Below are 26,180 nucleotides of genomic sequence, written 5' to 3' on the forward strand. Positions count from 1 at the left end.
GCGCGCCCGCACCCCTCAGTCCAGGACCGGCAGCAGCTCCGGCAGGTGCCCGTCCGAGTCCCGCGCCGCCCGCTGCCGCTCCTCGGGGACCGGGCCGTAGAGGGTGGTGCGCGGCTTCGCCGGGCGGCCCGCCGCGTCCGCGACCGCGATCAGGTCCTTGACCGACTTGTACGAGCCGTAGGACGAGCCCGCCATGCGGGAGATCGTCTCCTCCATGAGGGTGCCGCCCAGGTCGTTGGCGCCGGAGCGCAGCATCTCCGCCGCACCCTCCGTGCCCAGTTTCACCCAGCTCGTCTGGATGTTGGGGATGTGCGGGTGCAGGAGGAGGCGGGCCATCGCGGTCACCGCGCGGTTGTCCCGGAGGGTGGGACCCGGCCGCGCGATGCCCGCGAGGTAGACCGGCGCGTTGGTGTGGATGAAGGGGAGCGTCACGAACTCCGTGAAGCCGCCCGTGCGCCGCTGGATCCCGGCGAGCGTGCGCAGGTGGCCCAGCCAGTGGCGGGGCTGGTCGACGTGGCCGTACATCATCGTGGACGAGGAGCGGATGCCCAGTTCGTGGGCGGTCTCGATCACCTCGATCCAGGTGGCCGCCGGCAGCTTGCCCTTGGTGAGGATCCAGCGGACCTCGTCGTCGAGGATCTCCGCCGCCGTGCCCGGGACCGAGTCGAGCCCCGCCTCCTTCGCCGCGGTCAGCCACTCGCGGATCGACAGCCCCGTGCGGGTGGCGCCGTTGACGACCTCCATCGGCGAGAAGGCGTGCACGTGCATGCCGGGGACGCGTTCCTTGACCGCCCGCGCGATGTCGAAGTACGCCGTGCCGGGCAGGTCGGGGTGGATGCCGCCCTGCATGCAGACCTCCACCGCGCCCACCTCCCACGCCTGCTGGGCGCGGTCGGCGACCTGGTCCAGGGAGAGCGTGTACGCGTCGGCGTCCGTGCGGCGCTGGGCGAAGGCGCAGAAACGGCAGCCGGTGTAGCAGACGTTGGTGAAGTTGATGTTGCGGGTGACGATGTACGTCACGTCGTCGCCGACCACCGACCTGCGCACGTCGTCGGCGATGCCGCACAGGGCGTCCAGCGCCGGTCCTTCGGCGTGCAGCAGGGCGAGCGCCTCGTCGTCCGTCAGCTTCGTGGGGTCGTCGGCCGCCGTCGCCAGCGCGGCCCGCACGTCGGTGTCGATGCGCTCGGGGGCCATGCCGGGCGCGGCGGCCTCGCGCAGGGCGCCCCAGTCGCCGTACACCTCGTCGAAGTCGTCGCGGCGGTCCGACGTACGGCCCTCGGTGTCGATGGTGGCGTGCAGGTCGGTGCGGCCGGTGGCGGTGAACGCCTCGTCCGGCTCCTGCCAGGCGTGCCCCTCGACCACCGCGTCCTCGCGGGCCAGGCCGGTCTCCGGGTCGGCGAGCGCCGCCACGTGCGGGCGCAGCCGCGGGTCCAGCCAGGGCTCGCCGCGCCGCACGAACTCCGGGTACACGCAGAGCCGTTCGCGCAGCTCGAAGCCGGCTGCCCGGGACGTCGCGGCGAGTTCGTCGATCTGCGGCCAGGGGCGCTCGGGGTTCACGTGGTCGATGGTGAGCGGGGAGACGCCGCCCCAGTCGTCGATGCCCGCGCCGATCAGCCGCTCGTACTCCGCGTCCACCAGGTTGGGCGGGGCCTGGAGGCAGGCGGAGGGGCCCATGATGTGCCGGGCGACGGCGACCGTGGCGACCAGTTCGTCCAGTTCGGCGTCCGGCATGCCGCGCATCGCCGTGTCGGGCTTGGCGCGGAAGTTCTGGATGATCAGTTCCTGGATGCCGTGGTAGGAGCGGGAGACGCGGCGCAGCGCGAAGAGCGACTCGGCCCGCTCCTCGTACGTCTCGCCGATGCCGATGAGGATGCCGGAGGTGAAGGGGACCGACGAGCGCCCGGCGTCCTCCAGGACGCGCAGGCGTACGGCGGGCTCCTTGTCGGGTGAGCCGTGGTGCGGGCCGCCGGGCTCGGACCACAGGCGGGTCGCGGTGGTCTCCAGCATCATGCCCATGGAGGGCGCGACGGGCTTGAGCCGCTGGAAGTCCGTCCAGGTCATGACGCCGGGGTTGAGGTGCGGGAGGAGGCCCGTCTCCTCCAGGATGCGGATCGAGACGGCGCGGACGTAGGCGATCGTGTCGTCGTAGCCGTGCGCGTCCAGCCACTCCCTGGCCTCCGGCCAGCGGTTTTCGGGCTTGTCGCCGAGGGTGATGAGGGCTTCCTTGCAGCCGAGGGCGGCGCCCTTGCGCGCGATGTCGAGCACCTCGTCCGGGGACATGAACATCCCGTGGCCCGCCCGGCGCAGCTTGCCGGGGACGGTGACGAAGGTGCAGTAGTGGCACTTGTCCCGGCACAGCCGGGTCAGCGGGACGAAGACGCTCCTGGAGTACGTGATGACGCCGGGCCGCCCGGCCGCCTCCAGACCCGCGTCCCGGACCCGGGCGGCGGACGCGGTGAGGGCGTCGAGGTGCGCGCCGCGCGCCTGGAGCAGCACGGCGGCCTCGGACGCGTCGAGGGCGACGCCGTCCCGGGCGCGTTTGAGGGCGCGACGCATGGAGTTCTCGGTGGGCCCTGCGGGGTCGGCGGGTCCGGTTCCGGAGGTCGCGGAAGTCGTCATCCTTCGAGCATACGAGCGGCGTGATCAGCACGGCTGTCCCGTCCCGGTGACCCACCGCACGGTTTCCGGTCCTCCATCCGTCTCCCCCCTTCCCTTGCCCCGCGGTTCACGGCTCAATACGAGGGTTGCACGCACCAACCCCTGCACCACCCATGCCATGTCATCGACGACACCTGGGGAGCAGCAGCATGTGCGAGGACGACCACGAGAACGACCACGCCGGGATCGGCAGACGCGCGGTGTTCGTGACGGGAGCCGCCGCCGCGCTTACGTTGTCGACCGTGAGCTTCGCTTCAGCGGCGGGCGGTACGGGCCCGCGGACCAGGACCGTGCGCGGCACCCTGCCGCCCGGCTCCCCCGACTTCGTGTACGTCCCGGTCGAAGTCCCCCGGGGCGTGCGCGAGATCCACGTCGCCTACACCTACGACCGTCCCACCGTCCCGGCCGGCACCCAGGGCAACGCGCTCGACATCGGCCTCTTCGACGAGCGCGGCACCGACCTGGGCGGCCGGGGCTTCCGCGGCTGGTCGGGCGGGGCGCGCACCGAGTTCTTCGTCCGCGCGGACGACGCCACCCCCGGCTATGTCCCGGGGCCGGTGCGGGCGGGCACCTGGCACATCGCGCTCGGCCCGTACACGGTGGCCCCGCAGGGCCTGTCGTACGAGATCACGATCACGCTGACCTACGGCGAGCAGGGCGAGACCCCTCGTCCGGTCTACCCGCCCGAGCGGGCCAGGGGGCGGGGCCGGGCCTGGTACCGGGGCGACTGCCACCTGCACTCCGAGTACTCCGACGGCCGCTACACCCTCGCCGAGATCGCCCGGCTGGCGCGGGCGGCGGGCCTGGACTTCATCAACTCCTCGGAGCACAACACGCACTCGGCGCACGCGCACTGGGCCGGGCTCGCCGGGGACGACCTGCTGATCCTGCTCGGCGAGGAGGTGACGACCCGCAACGGCCACGTCGTCGCGCTGGGTACCGATCCCGGCACCTTCGTCGACTGGCGCTACCGGGCCCGCGACAACCGCTTCGGCCGGTTCGCCCGGCAGATCCGCCGCGCCGGGGGCCTGGTCGTGCCGGCCCACCCGCACGCCACCTGCATCGGCTGCAACTGGAAGTTCGGGTTCGGGGAGGCGGACGCGGTCGAGGTGTGGAACGGCGCCTACACGCCCGACGACGAGGTGGCGCTGGCCGACTGGGACGGCATGCTGGTCGCCTCGGTGCGCGACGGGCGGCGGGACTGGATCCCGGCGATGGGCAGCAGCGACTCCCACCGCTCCCCCGACGTGATCGGCCGCCCGCAGACCGTCGTCCTCGCCGACGACCTGACCCGCGAGGCGATCCAGGAGGGCATCCGGGCGGGACGGTCGTACGTGGCCGAGTCGTCGAGGGTGTCCCTGTCCCTCACCGCGTCCGGCGGCCGGGGCGAGCACGCCGGGATCGGCGAGCGGCTGCGCGTGGACGCCGACACCCCGGTCACCGTCCGCCTGGAGGTGACGGGCGCCCCGCGCTGCACGGTGCGCCTCGTCACGGACCAGGGCGTGCTGTTCACGAGCGATCCGCTGCCGGTGTCCGGCGCGGGCACGGTGCAGTGGCGCACGACCGCCTCGTACGCGGCCTACGTACGGGCGGAGGTGCGGCACGAGGCGGCGGCGGGCCCGCTGCCGGGCGCGCTGGCGGCGTTCACCAACCCCGTGTTCCTGGGAAGTTAGTCTCCAGGGGCCACCGGGCTCCCCGGGACCGACCGCGGAGCCCCCGAGCGAGACGGAGCGCGGACCCACGATGCCGAAACCGCCGAACCCCGAGCGGAAGTACCGGACCGTCACGGCCTTCCAGCGCCGGCTGAACGCCGTGGTGCGCCGGCTGCCCGGCCAGACCCTGCTGGAGACCACCGGCCGCGTCTCCGGTCTCCCCCGCCGCACACCGGTGGGCGGCCGCCGGGAGGGCGATTCCTTCTGGCTGGTCTCGGAGTTCGGCGAGCGCTCGCAGTACATCCGCAACATCCGGGCCGACCCGCGGGTGCGGGTGCGCATCCGGGGCCGCTGGCACCCGGGGACGGCCCACCTCCTTCCCGACGACGACCCGCTCGCCCGCCTGCGCCGCCTCCCCCGCCTCAACAGCGTGGCGGTGCGGGCGATGGGCGTCGGGACGGGGCTGCTGACGGTACGGGTGGAGTTGGAGGGGCAAAGCCGAAGAAGCTGATGGAGAACCTGTGATCGGCGTCTCCCACGGCTGACGTGGTCGGCATGAACAAGGCAAACTGACGTGGTTGCTCAGGATGTCTAGGGGGACGGCATGGACGGTGGACCGCGGGTTCCGGAGCAGCGGCGTCCCGGATTCCCGGCGGAAGAGGAGGAATCGGGCGCGCTGCGCTTCGGTGTGCTCGGGCCGGTGCGCGCCTGGCGGGACGGGGAGACGCTGGCCACCGGCTCCCCGCAGCAGCGCGCGCTGCTGGCCGCCCTGTTGCTGCGCGAGGGCCGTACGGCCACGGCCGGCGAGCTGATCGACGCCCTGTGGGGCGAGGAACCGCCGTCGCAGGCGCTGGCGGCGGTGCGGACGTACGCGTCCCGGCTGCGGAAGGTCCTCGACCCGGGGGTGCTGGTCAGCGAGTCGGGCGGGTACGCCGTGCGGGGCCTCGCCGAGGGGGCGCTGGACCTGGCGCGGGCCCAGGACCTGGCCGCGGCGGCCGAGAAGGCCAGGAGCGCCGGCGACCTGTGCCACGCCCGTGACCTGCTGCGCCGGGCGCTGGACCTGTGGGACGGCGAGGTGCTGGCCGGCGTGCCGGGGCCGTACGCGCAGACGCAGCGGGTCCGTCTCGGCGAATGGCGGCTCCAACTCCTCGAAACCCGCCTCGACATGGACCTCGACCAGGGCTGTCACGCCGAGGCGGTCTCGGAACTGACGGCGCTGACCGCGGCGCACCCGCTGCGCGAACGCCTGCGCGAGCTGCTGATGCTGGCCCTGTACCGCAGCGGCCGCCAGGCGGAGGCGCTCGCCGTCTACGCGGACACGCGCCGCCTGCTCGCCGACGAGCTGGGCGTCGACCCGCGCCCCGGCCTCCAGGAACTCCAGCAGCGCATCCTCCAGGCCGACCCGGCCCTGGCCGAGCTCTCGGCGGCCACCGCGGAGACCGCGACGGCCACGCTGCGCCCGGCGCAACTGCCCGCGACCGTCTCCGACTTCACCGGCCGCGCGGCCTTCGTCCGGGAGCTGAGCGACGTACTGTCCGCCGCGTCCGGGGAGTCGGCGTCGGGCCGCGTGATGGCGGTCTCGGCGCTGGCCGGCATCGGCGGCGTCGGCAAGACGACCCTCGCGGTGCACGTCGCCCACCGGGCGCGGGCCGCCTTCCCGGACGGGCAGCTGTACGTCGACCTCCAGGGCGCGGGCGCGCGGCCCGCGGAGCCGGAGACGGTGCTCGGTTCCTTCCTGCGGGCCCTGGGCACGGCCGACTCGGCCATCCCGGACTCCCTGGAGGAGCGCGCCGCCCTCTACCGCTCCGTCCTGGACGGCCGCCGTGTCCTGGTCCTGCTGGACAACGCCCGCGACGCCGCCCAGGTGCGGCCCCTGCTGCCCGGCACGGACGGGTGCGCGGCGCTGGTGACGGCACGGGTGCGGATGGTGGACCTCGCCGGGGCGCACCTGGTCGACCTGGACGTGATGGCGCCCGAGGAGGCGCTGGCCCTCTTCACGAAGATCGTGGGCGAGGAGCGGGTGGCCTCGGAGCGGCAGGCGGCGCTCGACGTGGTCGGCGCGTGCGGTTTCCTGCCGCTGGCGATCCGCATCGCCGCGTCCCGGCTGGCCGCCCGCCGCACCTGGACGGTCTCGGTCCTGGCCGCGAAGCTGGCGGACGAACGGCGCCGGCTGGACGAGCTGCAGGCCGGCGACCAGGCGGTCGAGGCCACCTTCGAACTGGGCTACGGCCAGCTGGAACCGGCCCAGGCCCGCGCCTTCCGCCTGCTGGGCCTGGCCGACGGCCCGGACATCTCCCTCGCGGCGGCGGCGGCCGTGCTGGACCTCCCGGCGCAGGACACGGAGGACCTCCTGGAGTCCCTGGTCGACACCTCGCTGCTCGAATCGGCGGCCCCGGGCCGCTACCGCTTCCACGACCTGGTCCGCCTCTACGCGCGTGCCTGCGCGGAACGGACGGAACGGGACGGGAACGCGCCGAGCGAGCGGGGGGCGGCGCTGTCGCGGCTGCTGGACTTCTACCTGGCGACGGCGGCGGGGGTGTACGCGATCGAGCGGCCGGGGGACCGGCTGGTGGACGGCCTGGAGCCGACGGAGTACCCGGGGCTGACGTTCACCGAGGGCTCGGCGGCGCTGGACTGGCTGTACACGGAGGCCGCGCCGCTGCTGGCGTGCGTGCGGCAGTCCGCCGGGACGGCCAGGCTGCGGCGGGCGGTGGATCTGCTGTGGGCGGCCAAGGACCTGACGGAGTCCGGCGCGAACTCACACCAGTACGAGGCGACGGCCAGGGCGATGTGCGACGCCACCGGTTCCGCTGCGGACACCCGCGCCGAGGGAAGGGCTCGCACCGTTCTCAGCGATGTGCTCCTGGTGTCCGGTCGCATCGAGCATGCCGAGGAAGAGGCACGGCTGGCCATGCGGCTGGCGGGCTCCGCCGAGGACTCGGCCGCCGTGAGCTGGGTCGCCAACAACCGAGGACTCGTCTGCCTGCACCAGCGCCGGTACGCCGAGGGCAAGGGCCTCTTCCACCAGGCCATCGCGGGTTTCCGGGCAACGGACAACCGCGCGGGCGAGGCGTCCGCGTTGTCGAACCTCTCCCGTGCCCAGCTCGGCATGGGCAACGTCGCGGAGGCCGTCGACATCGCCCGGCAAGGACTCGCGGTGTACGCGGAGCTGGGCCGCACCATGCGCCTCGCCAACGGCCACTTCGCCCTGGGAGTGGCACTGACCAGGGCAGGCCGGCACGAAGAGGCACTGGGCGAGTTCGCCGAGGCGCTGGACCTCTTCGGGGACCACCGGCAGCGCCTGTGGGAGGGCGCCACCAACTTCCGTCTCGCCGAGGTGCACCTGGCCGCCGGACGCCCCTCCTCGGCGGCCCAGCACGCCGAGCAGGCACTCGCCCTGGGATGCATCGGGGGCGACCGGATGCGGGGCAACGTCCTGGCTCTGCTGGGACGCGCCCTGTCGGCCCTGGGCCAGGCGGACCGCGCGCGAGCGTGCTGGCGCGAGGCGCTCAGCCTCTACGAGCAGCACGACGCCCAGGAGGTCGGCGAGGTAAGGGCGTTGCTGGCTCGCAGTGTGGCGCGGTGAACCCGGCCGTCGACCGGCGGTAGCCGGAGCGTTCAGCGTTCGTTTATCTCCCCCTGGCACTGTCATCTCCGTCAGACCGTCGCATCGGGGGGCAGACGGATGACGACCGAGCCCACCAGTTAGTGTGCGGCTCCGCGCGCCCGTCCGGCAGCCTACGGGGGAGCTACCGGACGGGCGTTGCTACCTCGTCACGACCCATGAGGAGCGAAGTCCATGAGCGACAAGATGAAGGACGCGGACGCCACACCGCAGGACAACCACATGCCCACTCCGCCGGCGACGGAAGAGCCCGTCACGACGCTCGACAACCACATGCCGAGCGGGCCCGCGAACGAAGCGATCACCACGATGGACAACCACATGCCGGCCCCGCCCGCCCTGGACCTGGACGGCGACGGCAAGTAGACCTTCCTCCACACGGGGATCGGCCGCGGCGGCGCGGAGGGGAGCCGCCGCGGCCTACGTGTGCGCGGAGGGGTTCAGGAGACCGGCTCCGTCACCGCTCCGTCACTTCGCAGTGGTCCGGGATGCCGGAGCCGTCGAAGGGGACGCGGACCGCGCTCACCCCGTCCGCGGGGACGGTGACCTCCTCGGTGCCTTCGTCGATCGTCGTGCCGTCCGCGTCCTTGAAGAGGACCGTCACCGGGACCGTCTGCTCGACGGCGTTCGGGTTGCTGACCTCGACGGTGGACCACGGCTGGTCCACCATGACGCAGGTGATCAGGTTCAGGACCGCGCCCTCTGTCTCGCCGCTGCCGCCGCCCGTGTCGTCGCCGTAGGTGTCGTCGTCGTGGTCGTGGTAGCCGCTGCCGCCACTCCCGTAGGTGTCGTCGTCGTCCTCGTGGGCGTCGCCGCCGCCCGAGGTGGACGACGAGCCGTCGTGGTCCTGGCCGGAGCTGCTGCAACCCCCGCCCGACCCGTCGCTCCCGTGGCCGTGGCGGCCGGTCGAGAAGCCGGTCAGGCTGAGGACCACCAGCGCCGAGATCGCCGTGAACCTGAGTGCTCGCCCCCGTGTCGTCATGAAGATCACGTTAGTCCGCGGATGTCACGGACACGTCACCGGCCGGGCACGGGGCCTCACGTCGTACGGGCGGTCCCCGTGCCCTTCTCCGCGTCCAGGGCGTAGACGCAGCGGTCCTTGCTGCACGCGTACACGATGCCGTCGCGGACGACCGGGGAGCCGGTGATCTCGCCGCCGGTGGCGAGCTTCCAGCGCAGGCGGCCGTCGTCGGCCTTCAGCGTGTAGAGCAGGTGGTCGGACGAGCCGAAGTGGATGCGGCCCTCGGCGACCGCGGGCGCGCCCACGATGTCGCCGCCCGCCTGGAAGCGCCACTTGGGCGTCCCGGTGACCGCGTCCAGGGTGTACAGGCCCTTGCCGCTGCCCACGTGGACGTGTCCGGCGGCGACCAGGACCGGGTCGGTCGAGGAGCGGGCCTCGGTCGCGATGCGCCAGCGGTCGCGGCCGTCGGTGGCGTCGAGGGCGTAGACGGTGCCGAGGTAGTCGGCCAGGTAGACGCCGCCGCCGGTGACGGCCGGGCCCGGCACGAAGGTGGGCGGGGCGAGGAAGACCGCCGGGGCCTCGAAGTGCCAGCGGACGTGGCCGGAGGCGACCTCCAGGGCGAGGACCCGGGTGCCGGCCGCGACGTACACGTAGCCGTCGGGCGCCTGGGTGAGGCGGACCGGGACGCCGCCGCAGGAGGCCGCGTCGCCGATCGGGTACGACCATCTCTCGTCGCCGGTACGGGCGTCCAGGGCGCGCAGGCGGGCGTCCTGCCAGACGTAGGCCGTGCCGTCGTGCAGCGCGGCGCCCGCCTCGGGGGACTCGAAGTCGGTCTGCGCGCCGGTGACCTCCCACAGCTTCTGGCCGGCCGACGCCTCCCAGGCCTGGACACCGCCGCCGCGGGTGGCGGTGAGGACGGTGCCGCGGTCGGCCTGGAGCGAGTACACCCAGGCGTCGGTCTGCACGCGCCAGAGGTCGGCGCCCTCCCTGGCGTCCAGGGCGAACAGGGTGGGTCCGTCGGAGGCGTGGATACGGCCGTCCGCGACCGCCATCGACCAGGCGACGTCCCGGGTCTTGAAGCGGCGGCGTCCGGTGGCCACGTCCAGGGCGTGCACCTCGAAGGAGGTGACGTAGACCAGGTCCTCCGCGACCCGCGGCGTGCCCCAGACGTCGTTGGACATACGGAACCGCCAGGGGCGCCACCCGGCCGGCGAGGCCTCCGGAGGCGCGGGGGCGGGGGCCGGTACGGCGGGGTCGGCGCCGTTGACGCCGGGGCGCGGGCGGGACCAGGACGCGGCGAGGGCGGACTCCGGCGGGGGCGCGCATGTCGGCGACGCGCGGGCCGGGCCCGATGGGCACCGCCGCGCCGGGCAGCCGGACCGGCCCGCCGTCGGGGGCGCCGACCGGAGCGGGCACCGCCGGAACGTGCGCGGGCGGCGCCGGTACGACGGGGTCGTGCGCGGGCGGGGGCGGCAGCGGGGGCGCGTGGACGGGAGCGCGGGCGCCGGACGGGCCGTGGCCGTGGCCGCGGCCGCCGGCCGTGGTGGCGGGCTTGACGGCGGGGCGGCCGTTGCGGCGCCCCTCGATCAGGCCCACGGCCCGCTCGGGCAGCCACGCCGACGCCGTACCGCTGTCGTCGGAGCCGGAGCCGAAGAGGTGCGGGGCGAGCTGCGCCTGGAGGTCGGCCGGGTTGGGGCGGCCGGTGGCCTCCATCTGCATGCAGGACTCGATGAGCGGGCGCAGCTCGTCCGGCAGGCCCTCCAGGTCGGGGCCCTCGCGCAGCAGCATGAAGACCGTCTCGACCGGGTTGGCGCCGTGGAAGGGCGGGTGTCCGGTGGCGGCGAACACCAGCATCGAGCCGAGCGAGAACACGTCGCTGGCGCCGGTGACGCTGCGGGAGTCCTTCGCCTGTTCCGGGGACATGTAGGCGGGGGTGCCGACGGCGACGTTCGTCATGGTCAGACGGGTGTTCGAGACGCCGGACGCGATGCCGAAGTCGATCACGCGGGGGCCGTCCTCGACGACGAGGACGTTGGAGGGCTTCAGGTCGCGGTGGACCAGGCCCGCGCCGTGGATCGACTGGAGCGCCTCCGCGACGCCCGCGGCCAGCCAGCGCACCGCCTGGGCCGGCATCGGCCCGCACTCGTTCACTATCTCCTCGAGGGAGGGTGCGGGTACGTAGGCCGTGGCGAGCCACGGCACGGCGGCGCGCGGGTCGGCGTCGACCACGGCCGCCGTGTAGAAGCCCGAGACCGCGCGGGCCGCCTCCACCTCGCGGGTGAAGCGGACGCGGAACAGCTGGTCCTCCGCCAGTTCCGTGCGCACCGTCTTGATCGCCACGCGCCGCCCGGACGCCGAGCGCGCGAGATAGACCAGCCCCATGCCGCCGGCGCCGAGCCGCCCCAGCACCTCGAACGGCCCGATCCGCCGCGGATCGTGCTGCGTCAGCTGATCCACCACTTGCCTGCCACCTCCCCGTACGGGCCGCGCCACCCACTTATGCGCGCGACCGAAGTGCAGCGTCTCACCACCGCACCTCCGTGGCGCCACGCACCCCGATTCTTCCTGTCCGAGGCGCTGGTGGCGAACCTGGCGACAATCGGGGTGTCTTGCCTGATTCCGGGCAAAGAACCCTCGCGCGACCGTTACCGGCCGTCGTCGGCGCCGTGGCCGCCGGGTCAGCGTCGCAGCAGCGCGAACGACGCCCCCTGGTCGTCCGAGACCACGGCCACCCGCCCGTACGACGTCCCGAAGGGCGGCACCCGCACCCGCCCGCCGAGCCGGACCACCGCCGCGAGCCCGGCGTCCATGTCCTCGACCAGGAAGTGGACCAGGAAGTGCGGCGGCATCTCGGCGGGGAAGACGTCGGAGACCCGGGCCCGGCCGAAGTCGGGGGACGCGTCCGGGCCGAAGAGCGCCTCGTGGAACAGGTCGCCGTAGAAGGCGTTGGCGGCCTCCGTGTCCCGGGTGTACAGCTCGGCCCAGGCGAACGTGCCGGGCTCGCGCCGGCGCCCGAAGCCGCTACGGCGGTCCGGCTGCCAGAGCCCGAAGACCGCACCGTCGGGGTCGGCGGCGAGGGCGGTGGTGCCCAGGTCGCCGAGCGGGTGCGGCGGAGTGACGACCTGACCGCCGCCCGCCCTGATCCGCGCGGTGAGGGCGGCGGCGTCCAAGGTGTGGAAGTACACGGACCACACGGTGGGCATCCGGCCGTCCGTCTTGCGGACCAGCGCGGCGACCGGCTCCCCGTCCAGGCACGCCCGTACGGACTGCCCCGCCGCCCGGTAGGGACTCTCCTCGGCCTCCCCCTCTTCCTCCTGGAAGGTCCAGCCGAACAGCTCGCCGTAGAAACGCCTGCCCGCCTCCACGTCGGAGAGCTGGGCGTCCACCCAGCAGGGGACGCCCTCCCGCCTCTTCTCGAATGCCCCGTTTTCGGCCATGCCGTCAAAGTAACCGCGTCACCCGCACCGCGCAGACCAGGCACACCAGTCACTTTCCCGTCCCGCACCCCATTTGCAGTCGGCCGAATCGCGCTCGGATCACCCGTCGGTAAGCTGACGGCATGACAGGACAAGTGCGTACCGTCGACGGCCGCGTGGCCGGTCGGCGTGGGCAGGCGACCAGGCAGAAACTGCTCGACTGCCTCAGCGAAATGCTCAGCTCCTCCCCCTATCGCGATGTCAAAGTCATCGATGTCGCCCGCAAGGCGGGCACGTCGCCCGCGACCTTCTACCAGTACTTCCCGGACGTCGAGGGCGCCGTACTGGAGATCGCCGAGCGCATGGCCGCCGAGAGTTCCTCGCTGGCCGGGCTGACGGCGGGCCGCTCGTGGGTCGGCAAGGCCGGCTGGCAGACGGCACAGGAACTCGTCGACGGATTCCTGGAGTTCTGGCGGAAGAACGACGCCATTCTGCGCGTGGTGGATCTCGGCGCGGCGGAGGGCGACAAGCGATTCGCCAAAATCCGCATGAAGATCCTCAACTCGGTGAATTCCCCCCTCACGGATTCCGTCGCCGATCTCCAGGCAAAGGGCAAGGTCGACAAGGACGTGAACCCCGCGGCGATCGCCGGGTCACTGGTCGTCATGCTCGCGGCCGCCGCCTCGCACCAGAAGGGCTTCTCCTCGTGGGGCGTGAAACAGGCTGAACTCAAGCCCCATCTCGCTCTGTTGACGTATCTCGGCATCACCGGAAAGAAGCCTGCCAAGTAGTCCGTCGCGCGGCAGCCTGTCATCTCCGCCGCGCCGCGTTCGCCGCCCGTCGCACCTCCGCAGCCCTGCATCTCCCCAGCTCTGCACCTCCGCAGCTCTGCATCTCCGCACCTCCAGCCTTGCGCCCCCGTCGGCCGACCGCTCGAACTCGGCGACCGTGCCCCGGCCCCGCGGCCGCACCGGCACGACGTCCAGCGCCTCGAAGTTCAGCACCGTGACGACCCCGGACGGGGAACAGCCGCCCGCCCGGCCGACGTTGTGTCCGGCATCCGTACCCGCACGCATCCGCATCCGCATCCGCCGGAGGAGATCCCGTGGCCCTGACCCGCGAAGAGCGTGAGACGTTCCTGGCCGAGCCGCACATCGCCGCGCTCGCGGTCGACGCGGGCGCGGGCCGCGCCCCGCTGACCGTGCCGATCTGGTACCAGTACGCGCCCGGCGGCGAGGTGTGGATCATGACGGGCCTCGACAGCCGCAAGAACCGGCTGATCGGCAAGGCGGGCCGGTTCTCGCTGATGGTCGACCGGCTGGAGCCCACCATCCGCTACGTGTCGGTGGAGGGGCCGGTCGTCGAGACCGTCACCGCGACCGAGGAGCACCTGCGGGAGATCTCCGCGCGCTACCTCCCGGCGGAGAAGGTCGACGGCTACGTCGCCTTCGCCTCGGCCAACCACGGTGAGCAGGTCGTCGTCCGGATGCGCCCCGAACGCTGGGTCTCCTCCGACCTCGGCTCCGTGTGAGACCCGGACGGGCATGGAAACCGATCTGCACGAACTGCTGAGGTCGCTGCGGGTGTGGGACCCCGCGGTCACCGAACTGCCGCCCCTCGACCCGGCCGGCGCGCCCGGCGACCCGCTGGAGCTGTTCACCCGCTGGTTCGCCGAGGCGGTCGCCGCCGGTGAACGCGAGCCGCACACGGTGTCGCTGGCGACGGCGGACGCCGAGGGCCTGCCGGACGCGCGCATCGTGATGCTGCACGGCGCGGACGCGGACGGCTGGGCCTTCGCCACCCACGCCGACAGCCGCAAGGGCCGCCACCTCGCCGCCCGCCCGTACGCCGCGCTCGTCTTCTACTGGCCGGTGCTGGGCCGCCAGGTGCGGCTGCGCGGACCGGTCGCCGTCGCCCCGGCCGACCAGGCGCGGGCCGACCTGCACGCGCGGTCGACCGGCGCCCTGGCCGCCGCGCTCACCGGGCGGCAGAGCGCCGAGCTGGACTCTCCGGAGGAACTGGCCCGTGCCTCGCAGGCGGCCTGGGAGCGGGCCGAGCGGGAACCGGACGCCCCGGTCGCGTCCTGGACCCTGTACCGGCTGCGCCCCGCCGAGGTGGAGTTCTTCCAGGGCGAGGCCCGCCGACGCCACGTCCGGCTGGCCTACCGGCGGACGGCGGAGGAGGGCTGGGACCGGCGTCTGCTGTGGCCGTGAACCGCGCTCACCGCGCGCCGGGCGGCGTCGGTTCCTCGTCGGTCGCCAGCCGGGCGTGCAGGTGCACGTCCCGGAACGCGTCGTGCCGGCCGGCCTCGAACATCGCCTCGCGCAGGGTCCCCTCGACGACGTAGCCACTGCGTTCGGCGACCCGGCAGGAGGCGTCGTGGCCGACGGCGTGGCCCAGTTCGAGGCGGTGCAGACCGAGTTCGGCGTAGGCCCAGCGGGAGGCGAGGAGCAGGGCGCGGGTGGCGACGCCCCGGCCCCGGGCCTCGGGGAGCACCCAGTAGCCGACCCGGGCCACCTTCATCTGCCGGCTGATCTCGTTGAGCCCGATGTGCCCCAGCGTCGTACCGCTCTCCTCGTCCGTGATCCGGAACGACGCCGACCGTCCGTCCGCCGCGTCCCGCGCCCGCCCGCGCAGCGACTCGCGGGCCCCGGCGAGGTCGGTCCACAGCTTGAGCGTGGTGTTCCAGCGCTGGAACTCGGGGTCCAGGCAGCCCCGCAGCCACGTGTGGGCGTCGTCGTCCGAGCCGGCGTCCCAGGCGGGCAGGCGCAGGCCGTGTCCGCGCGGTTCGGTGCGGGAGAGGGAGGGGTCGAGGGTGTACATCGGTGTGTGGGCCATCCGCCCATTCAAGCCGACCCGTCCCGGTCGTGACCGATCCGCAACCGATTCCGGTCTTGACCGAGACCCATCAAGCGAGGGCGCGATTACGCTCGCCGCATGGCCGACTCCACAGCGTCCGCTGAACCGCAGCGGCCCGCCCACCCCGCGGGCCGACCCGTGTACGTCATAGGCGCCGGTCCCGGCGGTCTCGCCGTCGCCCACGCGCTGCGCGCCCGCGGTCTGCGGGCCGTGGTCCTGGAGCGGGCCGACCACGTCGGCTCCTCCTGGCGGCGCCACTACGACCGGCTGCGGCTGCACACCACCCGCCGCCTGTCGGCGCTGCCCGGCCTGCCGATCCCGCGCCGCTTCGGACGGTGGGTGGCCCGGGACGACGTGGTGCGGTACCTGGAGAAGTACGCCGAGTACCACCAGCTGGAGATCGTCACCGGCGTCGAGGTCTTCCGCGTCGAGCGCGCGCCGGACGGGACCGGCTGGCTGCTGCACGCCGCCGGGGGCCGGGAGCTGACCGGCGCCGCGGTGGTGGTCGCCACCGGCTACAACCACACCCCGCGCGTGCCGGACTGGCCGGGGCGGGACACCTACACCGGCGAGCTACGGCACGCCGCCGACTACCGGACCCCGGCGCCGTACGCCGGCCGGGACGTTTTGGTGGTCGGGGTGGGCAACACCGGCGCCGAGATCGCCGTGGACCTGGTGGAGGGCGGGGCCGCCCGGGTCCGGCTCGCGGTGCGCACGGCGCCGCACATCGTCCGGCGCTCGACCGCCGGGTGGGCCGCCCAGTACACCGGCGTCCTGTGCAGGCGGCTGCCGGTCGCGCTGGTGGACCGGCTGGCCCGGCCGCTCGCCCGGATCAGCGTGCCCGACCTGTCGGCGCAGGGGCTGCCGCGCCCCGGCACCGGCCTCTACAGCCGGGTGGCCGAGGGTGCCATCCCGGTGCAGGACGTGGGCCTGATCGACGCGGTGCGCTCCGGCCGGGTGGAGGTCGTCGCCGCCATGGACGGCTTCGAGGACGGCAAGGTGCTGCTGGCCGACGGCACCCGCATCGCCCCGGACGCGGTGATCGCGGCCACGGGGTACCGGCGAGGCCTGGAAGGGCTGGTCGGGCACCTCGGCGTCCTCGACGGCACCGGGCGACCGGTCGTGCAGGGGGGCCGCACCCCGGCCGCCGCACCCGGCCTGTACTTCACCGGGTTCACCAACCCCATCAGCGGCATGCTCCGCGAGCTGGCGATCGACGCGGAGCGGATCGCCGGGGCGGTCGCGAAGAGGGGGGCGGGCGGGGTGTCGCGGCTTCCCGGCTAGGGGGTGTCGTTCGGATCAGGCCGGCCGCGGCCGACGGTGCCTTGTGGCCGACCCGAGCGGGGTCCGGTGCGTGCAGCCGCAAGGCGGAGGAGGGCGACGGGGCGGAGCCCCGGCAACCGACGACAACGCCGCAGATGCGCGTGCCAGCCCCCGCGACCCCGGCAAGATCCAAACGACACCCCCTAGTTCCGGGTGAGGAACAGCAGGTCACCGGCGTCCGGGTCGCCGAACAGCGCGAACAGCTCGGGCGACCGCTCGCTCCCGCCGATCGTCCAGGACGTCTCCTCACCGCAGTCGCCGTCCAGCCGCACCACGACGCCCTCGCGGTCGCCGGACAGGTTCCGGGACCAAGTGCCCGTACCGCTGCACCTGGTGTAGTCCCGGTACGTTCCGAAGTCGGGCCGGGACGGGACCCGGGTCAGCCCGGCCCGACCGCCCGGGGCCAGCCGCAGTACGGCCCCGTGGTCTCCGCGCCACTCCCCGGCGAGCTGCCCGTCGGAGAGGGCGGGCGGCTCGTACTCGTCGGCCAGGGCCGCCACGGCCAGCCCGCCGGCGACGGAGAGGACGAAGCAGGCACCGGCCGAGCGCAACCAGACGCTCCACCCGCCCCACGCCCGCCGGCGCAAGGGGGCGAGGAACAGCACCGGCAGGATCCCGGCACCCGCGAACCAGGGGGCCGTGTCCCTCGGCGACCAGCCCCACACCAGGTGCCCCAACACGGCCCAACCCGCGCCGACCAGCACGGAAGCCACCACGTGCCGGGCCCACTCGGGTCCGCTCCGGCGCGGGAGAAGGCGGGCCAGAGTCGCGGCGGGCATGATCTGGGCACTGGAGTGCACGACCCCGAGCAGCGGCAGGACCAGCGGGAGGCAGAGGACACCGAAAGCGCCCCCGCCGCGGCCGTGGTCGTCCTGCCCCGCCCCCACGAAGAACCACCACGCCAGCCACACCAGCGGCAGCTGCGTGGCGCACAGCGCCGCAGCCACGTTCCACTCGTCGTTCGACCACGGCAGCGGTCTGCCCTCGGCCGCCTCCGGCTCCGTCCCCCACCCCATGCCCGGGAGCTTACGACTTGCTCATGACAGCGCGGCCACCGGAACCGGCCGCCGCCGGATCACCAGCGCCATCAGCGCCGCCGCCGCGCACAGGGCGCCGGAGGCGATCCAGACCACGTCGTAGGAGCCGAATCTGTCGCGGGCCACGCCGCCGAGGAAGGCGACGAGGGCGGCGCCCACCTGGTGGGAGGCCAGCACCCAGCCGAAGACGATCGCGCTGTCCTCGCCGTAGTGCTCGCGGCACAGGGCGAGGGTGGGCGGGACGGTGGCGACCCAGTCGAGGCCGTAGAAGACGATGAAGAAGATCATCGGCGGGTGGACGCTCGGCGCGAGCAGCATGGGGAGGAAGAGCAGGGAGACACCGCGCAGGGCGTAGTACACGGCGAGCAGGCGGCGCGGCTCGAAGCGGTCGGTGAACCAGCCGGAGGCGATCGTGCCGGCCACGTCGAACACGCCGATGACGGCGAGCAGCGAGGCGGCGGCGGTGATCGGCATGCCGTGGTCGTGGGCGGCGGGCACGAAGTGGGTCTGGATCAGGCCGTTGGTGGAGGCGCCGCAGATCGCGAAGGTACCGGCCAGGAGCCAGAACGGGCCGGTGCGCACGGCGGCGAACAGGACCGTCAGGGCGCGGCGGGCGGCGCCGGGCACGGGGGCGGGCTTGGGCACGAACTCCTTCGCGCCGTACGGCTTCTGGCCGACGTCGGCCGGGTGGTCGTGCAGGAGGAGCCAGACGAAGGGGACGACGGCCAGGGCGGCGAGGGCGACGGTGACGGCCGCCGGGCGCCAGTCGTACGTCTCGACGATCCAGGACAGCAGCGGCAGGAAGATCAGCTGCCCGGAGGCGGAGGCGGCGGTGAGGACGCCGGTGACCAGGCCGCGCCGTTCGGTGAACCAGCGGTTGGTGACGGTGGCGGCGAAGGCCAGGGCCATCGAGCCGGAGCCGAGGCCGACCAGCAGGCCCCAGCACAGGATGAGCTGCCAGGCGGAGTTCATCCACACGGTCAGGCCCGAGCCGAGCGCGATCACCATCAGGGCGACGGCGACCACCCGCCGGATGCCGAAGCGGTCCATCAGCGCGGCGGCGAACGGCGCGGTCAGCCCGTAGAGCGCGAGGTTGACCGAGACGGCGGCCCCGATCGTGCCGCGCGACCAGCCGAACTCCTGGTGGAGCGGGTCGATGAGGATGCCGGGCAGGGAGCGGAAGGCGGCGGCCCCGATGATCGTCACGAAGGTGACGGCGGCGACCCACCAGGCGCGGTGCGCCCGGGTGGGGCGGCCCGGTCGGGTGGGCTCCGGCCGTGCCTCGGAAGCGGCTGCGGCCGCGGCCGCGTCGGTTGTCTGGGTCACGTCATCGAGTCTCCGCAGCGGGCCCGGCACGGGCGAGTGGCCCGAAGGACACCATTCGCTAGGATCGGGCCATAGGATCGGGTCATGGCCCCTGAGACCCTCAGCGCCCCCGGCGCCCACGGCGCCCCCGTCCGTCCGCACCGTGTCGTCGTCCTCGCGCTCGACGGCCTGCTCCCCTTCGAGCTGGGCATCGCGTCACGCATCTTCGGCCTCGCCCGGGACGAGCACAGGCGCCCGCTGTACGAGGTCGTCACCTGCTCGGTCCGGCCGCCGGGCCCGGTCGCCACGGACGCCGACTTCGAGATCCTGGTCGGGAACGGCCCCGAGGCCCTGGCCACCGCGGACACGGTCGTCGTCCCCGCCTCCTACGAGTTGGGCCCGGTCTACGAGGAGGGCGTGCTGACCGGGGAGTTGAGCGCCGCGCTGGCCCACGTACGGCCCGGCACCCGGCTCGTCGCGATCTGCACGGGCGGGTTCGTGCTGGCCGCGGCGGGGTATCTGGACGGCCGCCCGGCGACCACGCACTGGGCCTCGGCCGAGCACTTCCAGCGGGTGTTCCCGAAGGTGCGGGTGGACGCCGACGTACTGTTCGTCGACGACGGCGACGTGCTCACCTCGGCCGGGGTCGCGGCCGGGATCGACCTGTGCGTGCACATCGTGCGCCGGGACCACGGCACCGCCGTCGCCAACGAGGTGGCCCGCCGCACCGTCGTACCGCCGCACCGGGACGGCGGGCAGGCCCAGTACATCGAGCGGCCGGTGCCCGATCCGCAGCAGTCGTCCACGACGGCGGCCCGCGTCTGGGCGCTCGGCCGCCTGCACGAGCCGATCCAGCTGCGGGACATGGCCGCCCAGGAGTCGATGTCGGTACGCACCTTCACCCGCCGCTTCCGCGAGGAGGTCGGGGTCAGTCCGGGCCAGTGGCTCACCCGGCAGCGCGTCGAACGGGCCCGGCACCTGCTGGAGTCCACCGCGCTCTCGGTCGACCAGGTCGCCCAGGACGCCGGTTTCGGTACGGCGCAGTCGATGCGGCAGCACTTGCAGGCGGTGCTCGGGGTCACGCCGACCGGGTACCGGCGGACCTTCCGCGCGGAGTTGTCCACAGCCTGTGGAGAATGAGCGGGATCCATCCCGGACTCGTCGGCCGGCGGCGCGGCGTTGTCCGCCCCGAGCACGGCATCGCGCGCCGCCGCCCGACTCCGGCGCTCCCGCCCGGCTCCCGTCGCCCCCGAGGGAACCGCCGCCGACACGACCCACGCTCGTCGAGGTCCCCGTCACCGGGCCCTCGTCGTCCCCTCGCGGCGAATCGTCGCTACAAGCGTGAGCAAACGGTCACGATCCGTCAACCGGCAGGGGAGTTCTCCTCGTGCGGGTCCCGCTTCGCCGGGACGCGCACGGAAGCACACCCCGGCGCACGGCCGTCACACCACTTCGTACGCGAATCCCTCGTACGCCACCGCGCCGCCGCCGCTCCCGCAGACGGGCGGGGCCTCCTCGCCCGCGGCGCGCCGGTCCAGTTCGCACCAGATGCGCTTGCCTGCGCCCTCCCGACTCCAGCCCCAGCGGTCGGCGAGGCCGTCGACGAGGGCGAGGCCCCGGCCGCCGGTCGACTCGCCGCCCGCGCAACGGGGCACGGGGGCCCGGTCGCTGGCATCGTCCACCTCCAGGCGGACGGTCGCCTCCTGAGTCTCCTCGGTCACCGCGCCCGGCAGCACCAGCCGCAGGACCGCCGAACGCCCGGTGTGCACCACGGCGTTGGTGACGAGTTCGGAGACGAGCAGAACCAGCGTCTCGGCGAGTGGTTCGTCGGCCCGTATCCCCGATCCGGCGAGCCGGGAACGCGCCCAGCGCCGGGCACGCCCCACTTCCGAGGGGTCTGGACGGACCTCCAGCTGCACTTGAAGCACCTGCACCGCTCACACCATCCGAACCGGCGGACACAAAGGCTCGCGCCTCATGAGGGCCACGATCGTAGCCATTTCCAGCATGGCCAGAACAACGGCCGGGGCAGGGTTCACGGAACGTGAATCCCTTGTGGGACAGCATGGTTGACGGACAGTCACGTCAACAAGCGCTTCGGGCATATTCCAGCGCGAAGGAGTACGCGTGCGGCATACTGTGCGACGCGCTTCCCGAGGAGTCGAACAGGCGGCGGCCGACGGCCGTTCCGCCCTGCGGGGCAAGGCGCACACCGCCGGTTCCGGAGCCGCCCCAGGGGCAACTCCGGCACGGCTGGCGCTCGGGACCACTCGCATCCCACACAAGGTACCGGAGCGTGGCATCGACTCCGGGCCGTAACGGGCGACTCGGCGGACACAAGCCGGTATCAACGCTCTGTGATGCCGTACCGCCACGATCCGCGACACCCCGGCGGGCGCCGCCGCGGTGTGCGCTGCTCCGGTACGCGCCACTTCGGCGGGCGCCACTTCGGCGGGCGCTGCTCCGGCAGGCGCTGCTCCGTTGGACGCTGCTCCGGCAGGGCGCTACTCGGGCACCGTGAAGTAGCGGGCGAAGGCCGGGACGATCTCCGTCTCCCCCACCTTGCCGTCGCCGTCCGTGTCGAGCGCGGCGGCGGCCTGCCGGGCGAGGTCCTCGGGCACGCCGAACGCGGTCAGCGCCCGCGCGGTGTCCGCGACGGTGACCGCCCCGTCACCGTCGGTGTCGGCGACGCCGAGGGCGGCGTGCAGGAAGGGCCGGGCGATCTCGGCGAACCGGTCGGGCTTGTCCCGCAGCCGCTTGACCGCTCCGGTGACGAACTCCTCGCGGGTGATGCGCTGGTCGCCGTCCCGGTCGGCGATGCCGGCCAGGCCCTGCCAGAGCGCCTCGGCACCGCCGTACAGGGCCTGGCCCCTGTCCGAGCGGGCGGCGACGCCGAACTCGGCGAGCAGCGCCTTGGCCGCCCCGCTGAAGTCGGAACGGTCGATGTGGCCGTTGCCGTCCTGGTCGAAGGTGGTGAACCGCGCGGCGATCCTGCGCTCGTACTCGCTGTTGACCATGGCTCTCTCCGGCCGCCTCACGTCGGTGTTCGGGGTACGTCTCGCCCGGAGCGTACGTCGCCGGACGCGGCCGCGGGCCGGACTTGCCGCGATGTCCCGCGCGGCCTACGCGGAAAGGGGCCGCGGCTCGTCCCCGGTCGCCGAGGCGAGGTCGGGGTGGCAGTCGAAGAGCCGGCGCACGCCCAGCGCGCCGAGGACGCGGTTGACGTGGGAGCCGTCGACGGCTCCCTGGGCGGGCAGTATCAGGCGCAGCCTGCCCTGGCAGGAGCGGATGAGCCGCCGGGACGCGATGAGGACGCCGACCCCGCTGGAATCGCAGAACAGGACGTCGGAGAGGTCCAGGACGAGGCTGTGCCGCCCCTCCGCCACCTCGTCGTGCACGCGCTGCCGCAGCACCGGTGACGTCACCAGGTCCAGTTCGCCCGACACCTGGAGCACGGCCCACTGGCCCCGCTCGCCGCCGGTCACGTTGAACGTCACCACCATGCCCTTCCCTCGTCGGAACGTCTGGAATTTTCGGGATTCACCCGAAACGGAAGCCGTGCCTACGCTTCATGGCGGCGCGCCTGCCCACCGGCCGTTCCCGCAAACGCCGCGGCGGAAACGGGGGCTGGTCGAAAGTGGCTCGTTTCAGATGGTTTCGATCCTGTTCGATCGAATTCGGTCGCACGATAGAGGGTAGTGGAGGCGCATATCACCTCCGGGCGTCCGGGGGCGCACATTGGAACAAAGGGGCGTGCGCTGTCGGACGTGCCGACTACATTCGGGGCGAGGGTGGCCGCAGGCTGGGACCGAGGAGGGGGTGGAGGGACCGCATGGCGAAGAGAGACGTGCCGCCGCGCTGGGACCGCAAGATGCAGCAGCGGCTCGCGCGCGGGGAGGCCGCCGCCCTGGGCGAGCTGTACGACCGGTTCGCCTCGCTGGTGCACGGCCTGGCGCACCGCGTGCTCGACGACGAGCGGGCCGCCGACCACATCACGCGCGACGTCTTCGCGCACGTCTGGGAGCATCCCGACGCCTACGACCCCCGGCAGGGCCCGCTGCGCACCTGGATCGCCACCCTCACCCACCGTTTCGCGGTCCAGCGGCTGCGCGCCACCGAGACCGCGGCCCTCGTCCGGGGCGGTGCGGGCACCGCGGAGGAGCTGGAGACCAAGGTGCGGCACGCCTCGGTCGCCGCCCGGGCCGACTACATCGTCCAGTCCATGCCGGCTCCCCTGCGCGCCGCGCTGGAACTGGCCTATTTCCAGCGCCGCGACTACCGCCAGACCGCGGCCGACCTCGGCGTCACGGAGGACGAGGCCCGCCGCCGCCTCCGCCTGGGCCTGCAGCTCCTGTCCACCGCCCGCGACGCCGGCACCGCCCAGCACCCACCGGGGGCTCCGCCCGGGTACGGGGGTGCGGCATGACGGCGTACGACGAGAACGGTGAGAACGGCCAGAACGACGAGACCGGCGAGAGCGACGACGGGGGCACCGGCACCGGCACCGGCACCGGCACCGGCACCGGCACCGGGGCGCGCATACCACTGCCCCGCGCCTCCGTCGAGGACGGCGGGCGGGCGCTGCCCGAGGCGGCGCCGGTCGCGCTGGAGCACCAAGTGCTGACGTCGCTGCTCGGCGCGTGGGCGCTGGCCGCCTGCTCGGCACCGGAGGCGGCGGCCGTCGAGGAGCACCTCGGGGAGTGCGACAGCTGTGCCGACGAGGCGCTGCGCCTGCGCGAGGCCGTCACGCTGCTCCAGCGGCCGGAGAGCCTCGACCTGGACCCCGCTCTGCACACCCGGGTCCTGGAGGGGTGCCTGGAGCGGCGTCCGCCCCGTATCCCGGTGCCCGAGTGGGCCGCCTCCTACGACGCCGAGACCGCGCGCCTCGACGCGCTGCTCCAGGACTTCGGGGACGCCGAGTGGCACGCCCCGGTCCGGCTGCGCTGGTTCGAGGACGACGGCGCCGCGAGCCGCCGCACGACCGTCGCCGGGGTCATCGCGCACCTGCTGACGGTCGACGGCACGGTCGCCGTCGGCCTGGGCCTCGACGACCCGCTGGGTGACATCACCGCGCCCAGCGGCGGGCCGGCCGCGCGCACGGAGGCGTACTGGCGGGCCTCGCACTACCCGCCCACCCGCGCGGTGCGGGCGCCGTGGCGCGAGCAGAGCCACAGCATCGTCCGGACGGTGGCGTTCACCGGCGACGCGGGCGGCATGCCGGTCTCGTACGGAGACTTCGAGCTGCCGTTGCGGGACGCGATGCTGGACCGGGCGTTCGAGTGCTGGGTGCACGCGGAGGACATCGCCGAGGCGGTGGACTACCCCTACGCGCCGCCGTCCGCGCGCCATCTCAACGGCATGATCGACCTCGCCGCCCGGATGCTGCCGGGCGTCCTCGCGGCGCGCCGCCGGGCCGGTCTGGCCACGCCCGGCGGCGGTCCGCACCTGGTCGCCGCGGGTGGGCCGGGGCGCAGCCTGCGGCTGGAGATCGAGGGCTCGGGCGGCGGCGAGTGGCTCATCCCGCTGGACTCCCCCGGCGCGGTGGGCTCCGCCGACCACGAGGTGGCGCACGTCGCCCTGGACGGCGTGGAGTTCTGCCGGCTGGCGGCGGGCCACGTGCCTCCGGCCGAGGCGGCGGCGGGTCAGGCCGGGGACCGGGAGGCGATCAGGGACGTCCTGTTCGCGGCGGCCGGTCTGAGCCGGATGTAGCGTCGCCCTCAGGGGGTGCGGCGGGCGCCGTGTGGAGGACCTCGCGGGCCTGGTCCGCGGCCCGGACGATGCTCTCGGAGATGAAGTCGAGGAAGCGGGCGATGTTCTCCAGGCGCTCGGCCGCCGGGGTGCCGGAGCCCAGGACGCCGACGCCCTGGCGTGCGGTTTCGGCCACCAGAAGGGTCCCGCGGGCGCTGGCGACCATGGACTGGTACCAGACGTCGTCGTCGATGACGTAGCGCTCGCGGCGCGACGCGTCGCGTTCCCGGCGGACCAGGCCCTGCTCGTCCAGGAAGGCGACCGCCTTGGAGACGGACGCCGGGCTGACCTGGAGGTGCCGGACGAGTTCGGACGCGGTGAGGCTGCCGCTGTCGCTGACGCAGAGGCACGCCATCACCCGGGCCATCATCTTCGGCGTGCCCTGCTGTATGAAGACGGTGGTCAGCGTCTCCTCGTACTCGCGCACGGCCTCGGCGTCCCGCCCGTGGGCGGGCGGGAGCGCCTGCGGCCCCCGGGGAGCCGCCTGCCTGCGCCGGTGGGCGCGGCGCTCGGTGGCCCGGTGGGCGAGGTCGGCGCGGTACGCGGTGGGACCGCCGTTGCGCATCACCTCGCGCGTGATCGTCGAGGTGGGGCGGTCGAGGCGCCTCGCGATCTCCGCGTAGGCGAGGCCGTCGGCCAGCCCCAGCGCGATCTGCTGACGTTCCTGCTGAGTGAGCCTGCCGCCCGGCATCGTGATCTCCTTCGCGTCCCCTGATGCGCCCGACTATAGCGTTCACTCTCACTCCATTGCAACGACAACTGATCTGGCGTTGCATTGCTTTACAGACCGTTGCAACGAATTAGCGGCTCTGACCTGCATGGCTCCCATCCCATCGCAACAAGTCTATTGAGGCATCCTCGAACGCAACGTAGCGTTTCTCATGTCAGAAAGAACGACGGGCAACGCAAACGGGAGACCACCATGCAGACCTTCGACACCCCCGCCCCGATCTCCGCTCTCCTCGACGTCCCGGCGGGCCGCATCCGGTTCATCGCCGCCGACCGGACCGACACCACGGTCGAGGTCCTGCCCGCGGACGCCTCGAAGGGACGTGACGTGAAGGTGGCCGAGCAGACCAGGGTCGAGTTCGGCGACGGCGTCCTGCGGATCGAAACCGGGGTGAAGCACCCGTTCATGGGCGCCTCCGGCGCCGTCGAGGTGACGGTCCGGCTGCCCGCCGGCTCCCGCGTCGAGGCCAAGGCGGCAGCCGCCGAGTTCCGGGGCGTCGGACGGCTCGGCGATGTCGGCTTCGAGGGCGCGCACGGCCCGGTCAAGCTCGACGAGGCCGCGAGCGTCCGCCTCGCCACCGCCGCCGGTGACATCTCGGTCGGCCGTCTGGACGGCCCCGCCGACATCCGCACCGAGAAGGGCGACATCCGGATCGCCGAGGCGGTGCGCGGCGAGGTCGTGCTGCGCACCGGGTCGGGCGACCTCTCGGTGGGCGCCGCCGCCGGGGTCTCCGCCTCACTGGACGCCGGCACCTCCTACGGCCGCGTCCACAACGCGCTCAGGAACACCGACGGCACCCCCGGCCTGACCATCCACGCGACCACCGCCCACGGCGACATCACCGCCCGCAGCCTCTGAGGAGCAGC

Annotated in this window: 22 protein-coding genes and 1 pseudogene; 12 read left to right on the forward strand and 11 right to left on the reverse strand. The window is 73.7% G+C overall.

The window, feature by feature from the left end; all coding sequences use genetic code 11:
* Positions 1-15 precede the first annotated feature (15 nt).
* Positions 16-2,619 carry a bifunctional FO biosynthesis protein CofGH gene (locus tag R2E43_RS16285; protein ID WP_030867271.1) on the reverse strand — a complete coding sequence of 868 codons (2,604 nt, stop codon included), beginning with the start codon at positions 2,617-2,619 and terminating at the stop codon, positions 16-18.
* 188 nt (positions 2,620-2,807) lie between these two features.
* Here R2E43_RS16285 and R2E43_RS16290 point away from each other — a divergent pair, with 188 nt between their 5' ends.
* The 4 genes from R2E43_RS16290 to R2E43_RS16305 all read left to right on the forward strand — a co-directional run bounded on the left by R2E43_RS16290 (position 2,808) and on the right by R2E43_RS16305 (position 8,301).
* The gene (locus tag R2E43_RS16290; protein WP_093456695.1) at positions 2,808-4,331 is read left to right on the forward strand and encodes a CehA/McbA family metallohydrolase; all 1,524 of its coding nucleotides are present in this window, start codon (positions 2,808-2,810) and stop codon (positions 4,329-4,331) included.
* Positions 4,332-4,401: 70 nt separating this feature from the next.
* On the forward strand, positions 4,402-4,821 hold the full coding sequence (locus tag R2E43_RS16295) for a nitroreductase/quinone reductase family protein (protein WP_093456694.1): 420 nt from the start codon (positions 4,402-4,404) through the stop codon (positions 4,819-4,821).
* A gap of 93 nt (positions 4,822-4,914) precedes the next feature.
* Positions 4,915-7,896, forward strand: coding sequence for a transcriptional regulator AfsR (gene afsR, locus R2E43_RS16300; protein WP_106517066.1), 2,982 nt, complete (start codon positions 4,915-4,917; stop codon positions 7,894-7,896).
* Positions 7,897-8,109: 213 nt separating this feature from the next.
* Positions 8,110-8,301 carry a hypothetical protein gene (locus R2E43_RS16305; protein WP_003974557.1) on the forward strand — a complete coding sequence of 64 codons (192 nt, stop codon included), beginning with the start codon at positions 8,110-8,112 and terminating at the stop codon, positions 8,299-8,301.
* Positions 8,302-8,392: 91 nt separating this feature from the next.
* On the opposite strand, the gene R2E43_RS16310 is transcribed toward R2E43_RS16305, so the two are convergent.
* From R2E43_RS16310 to R2E43_RS16320, 3 genes and pseudogenes are all read right to left on the reverse strand, one after another.
* The gene (locus R2E43_RS16310) at positions 8,393-8,917 is read right to left on the reverse strand and encodes a hypothetical protein (RefSeq protein WP_332056309.1); all 525 of its coding nucleotides are present in this window, start codon (positions 8,915-8,917) and stop codon (positions 8,393-8,395) included.
* Positions 8,918-8,973: 56 nt separating this feature from the next.
* Positions 8,974-11,356: pseudogene (locus R2E43_RS16315) on the reverse strand (serine/threonine-protein kinase).
* A 218-nt stretch (positions 11,357-11,574) separates the two neighbouring features.
* Positions 11,575-12,333 (reverse strand): VOC family protein, encoded by a 759-nt coding sequence (locus tag R2E43_RS16320; protein WP_093456691.1) that lies wholly within the window; start codon positions 12,331-12,333, stop codon positions 11,575-11,577.
* A gap of 134 nt (positions 12,334-12,467) precedes the next feature.
* On the opposite strand from R2E43_RS16320, the gene R2E43_RS16325 reads away from it, so the two are divergent.
* From R2E43_RS16325 to R2E43_RS16335, 3 genes are all read left to right on the forward strand, one after another.
* Complete coding sequence (locus tag R2E43_RS16325; protein ID WP_003974562.1) at positions 12,468-13,103, forward strand: TetR family transcriptional regulator; 636 nt, start codon at positions 12,468-12,470, stop codon at positions 13,101-13,103.
* A 314-nt stretch (positions 13,104-13,417) separates the two neighbouring features.
* Positions 13,418-13,843 (forward strand): pyridoxamine 5'-phosphate oxidase family protein, encoded by a 426-nt coding sequence (locus tag R2E43_RS16330; RefSeq protein WP_106518885.1) that lies wholly within the window; start codon positions 13,418-13,420, stop codon positions 13,841-13,843.
* Positions 13,844-13,856: 13 nt separating this feature from the next.
* Positions 13,857-14,525 (forward strand): pyridoxine/pyridoxamine 5'-phosphate oxidase, encoded by a 669-nt coding sequence (locus tag R2E43_RS16335; RefSeq protein WP_003974564.1) that lies wholly within the window; start codon positions 13,857-13,859, stop codon positions 14,523-14,525.
* Between the two features lie 7 nt (positions 14,526-14,532).
* On the opposite strand, the gene R2E43_RS16340 is transcribed toward R2E43_RS16335, so the two are convergent.
* Complete coding sequence (locus R2E43_RS16340) at positions 14,533-15,150, reverse strand: GNAT family N-acetyltransferase (RefSeq protein WP_332056310.1); 618 nt, start codon at positions 15,148-15,150, stop codon at positions 14,533-14,535.
* Positions 15,151-15,249: 99 nt separating this feature from the next.
* Here R2E43_RS16340 and R2E43_RS16345 point away from each other — a divergent pair, with 99 nt between their 5' ends.
* A complete protein-coding gene (locus R2E43_RS16345) occupies positions 15,250-16,455 on the forward strand; it encodes a flavin-containing monooxygenase (RefSeq protein ID WP_003974566.1) in 1,206 nt (401 codons plus the stop codon).
* Positions 16,456-16,637: 182 nt separating this feature from the next.
* Here the strand turns inward: R2E43_RS16345 and R2E43_RS16350 are convergent, their stop codons facing one another.
* Entirely contained in the window at positions 16,638-17,510 is an 873-nt protein-coding gene (locus R2E43_RS16350; RefSeq protein WP_106518370.1) for a hypothetical protein, read from the reverse strand.
* A gap of 21 nt (positions 17,511-17,531) precedes the next feature.
* Positions 17,532-18,857: an MFS transporter gene (locus tag R2E43_RS16355; protein WP_011029637.1), complete on the reverse strand. Its 1,326-nt coding sequence runs from the start codon at positions 18,855-18,857 to the stop codon at positions 17,532-17,534.
* Positions 18,858-18,941: 84 nt separating this feature from the next.
* On the opposite strand from R2E43_RS16355, the gene R2E43_RS16360 reads away from it, so the two are divergent.
* Positions 18,942-19,976, forward strand: a complete 1,035-nt coding sequence (locus R2E43_RS16360; RefSeq protein WP_003974569.1) for a GlxA family transcriptional regulator — start codon at positions 18,942-18,944, stop codon at positions 19,974-19,976.
* A 302-nt stretch (positions 19,977-20,278) separates the two neighbouring features.
* Here the strand turns inward: R2E43_RS16360 and R2E43_RS16365 are convergent, their stop codons facing one another.
* From R2E43_RS16365 to R2E43_RS16375, 3 genes are all read right to left on the reverse strand, one after another.
* Entirely contained in the window at positions 20,279-20,755 is a 477-nt protein-coding gene (locus R2E43_RS16365) for an ATP-binding protein (protein WP_016326908.1), read from the reverse strand.
* Positions 20,756-21,340: 585 nt separating this feature from the next.
* Entirely contained in the window at positions 21,341-21,853 is a 513-nt protein-coding gene (gene calD / locus R2E43_RS16370) for a calcium binding protein CalD (protein WP_003974571.1), read from the reverse strand.
* A 105-nt stretch (positions 21,854-21,958) separates the two neighbouring features.
* Complete coding sequence (locus R2E43_RS16375; protein ID WP_003974572.1) at positions 21,959-22,339, reverse strand: STAS domain-containing protein; 381 nt, start codon at positions 22,337-22,339, stop codon at positions 21,959-21,961.
* 329 nt (positions 22,340-22,668) lie between these two features.
* On the opposite strand from R2E43_RS16375, the gene R2E43_RS16380 reads away from it, so the two are divergent.
* Complete coding sequence (locus R2E43_RS16380) at positions 22,669-23,262, forward strand: sigma-70 family RNA polymerase sigma factor (protein WP_003974573.1); 594 nt, start codon at positions 22,669-22,671, stop codon at positions 23,260-23,262.
* Positions 23,259-24,545, forward strand: coding sequence for a zf-HC2 domain-containing protein (locus R2E43_RS16385; RefSeq protein WP_332056311.1), 1,287 nt, complete (start codon positions 23,259-23,261; stop codon positions 24,543-24,545). Before R2E43_RS16380 ends, R2E43_RS16385 begins: the two co-directional genes overlap by 4 nt.
* Here R2E43_RS16385 and R2E43_RS16390 read toward each other — a convergent pair.
* Positions 24,502-25,275, reverse strand: coding sequence for a GbsR/MarR family transcriptional regulator (locus R2E43_RS16390; RefSeq protein WP_003974575.1), 774 nt, complete (start codon positions 25,273-25,275; stop codon positions 24,502-24,504). The genes R2E43_RS16385 and R2E43_RS16390 overlap by 44 nt on opposite strands.
* A gap of 231 nt (positions 25,276-25,506) precedes the next feature.
* Here R2E43_RS16390 and R2E43_RS16395 point away from each other — a divergent pair, with 231 nt between their 5' ends.
* Entirely contained in the window at positions 25,507-26,172 is a 666-nt protein-coding gene (locus R2E43_RS16395; protein ID WP_011029635.1) for a DUF4097 family beta strand repeat-containing protein, read from the forward strand.
* Positions 26,173-26,180 lie beyond the last annotated feature (8 nt).

Source organism: Streptomyces violaceoruber (assembly GCF_033406955.1).
Classification (GTDB): domain Bacteria; phylum Actinomycetota; class Actinomycetes; order Streptomycetales; family Streptomycetaceae; genus Streptomyces; species Streptomyces violaceoruber.